This is a genomic window from Pseudomonas putida, from assembly GCF_028682635.1.
GTDB lineage: Bacteria > Pseudomonadota > Gammaproteobacteria > Pseudomonadales > Pseudomonadaceae > Aquipseudomonas > Aquipseudomonas putida_AE.
Genome location: NZ_JANHLK010000089.1, coordinates 1 through 527, shown reverse-complemented (window position 1 = coordinate 527; position 527 = coordinate 1). Strand labels below are relative to the sequence as shown.

The 527-nt window shown below is 65.3% G+C and carries 1 protein-coding gene; it reads right to left on the bottom strand.

Annotation, left to right across the window (positions count from 1 at the left end; translation table 11 throughout):
• Positions 1–527: VCBS domain-containing protein (locus NPS56_RS30995; RefSeq protein ID WP_274078174.1), on the bottom strand; the 527-nt coding region annotated here is incomplete at both ends.

The following is a 527-nucleotide window of genomic DNA, read 5'->3' as shown; positions in this document are numbered from 1 at the left end:
TGTTGCCCAGGTCGTCGATGGCCTGGTAGGTGAAGGTTTCGTGCAGGGTGTTGGCGCCATCGTTGGCCGGCGGTGTGGTGCTGGCTGGCGCAGTCAGGGTGTAGGTGTAGCTGCCGTCCGGGTGTAGCAGCAGTTGGCCGTAGGTGCCGATGGCATTGCTGACCAGGCTGTAGGTGATGGCGCCGCTGCCGCCGTGTACCGCACCCACCAGGGTGCCGCTGGCGATTTCGCCGGTGTCGCACGGCTGGGCCAGGGCATTTTCGTAGACGGTCACGTCCTGGTCGCTGGCCGCCACCAAGCAGCTGTTGTGCACGTCGATGGTGATCGTGGTGGTGCTTTCATCACCGTCACCATCGCGCAGGGTGTAGGTGAACACGTCGCTCGCACCCGGGCCACTCACCGTATTCGGGTAGCTGTGATACAGCGCGTTGCCTGCCGCATCCAGGGTCAGGTAGCCGTAGGTGCCGTTGATCTGGCTGCCCACGCCACCATGCACCGGGGTCGAGGTGTCGTCGCCAGCGCGCACG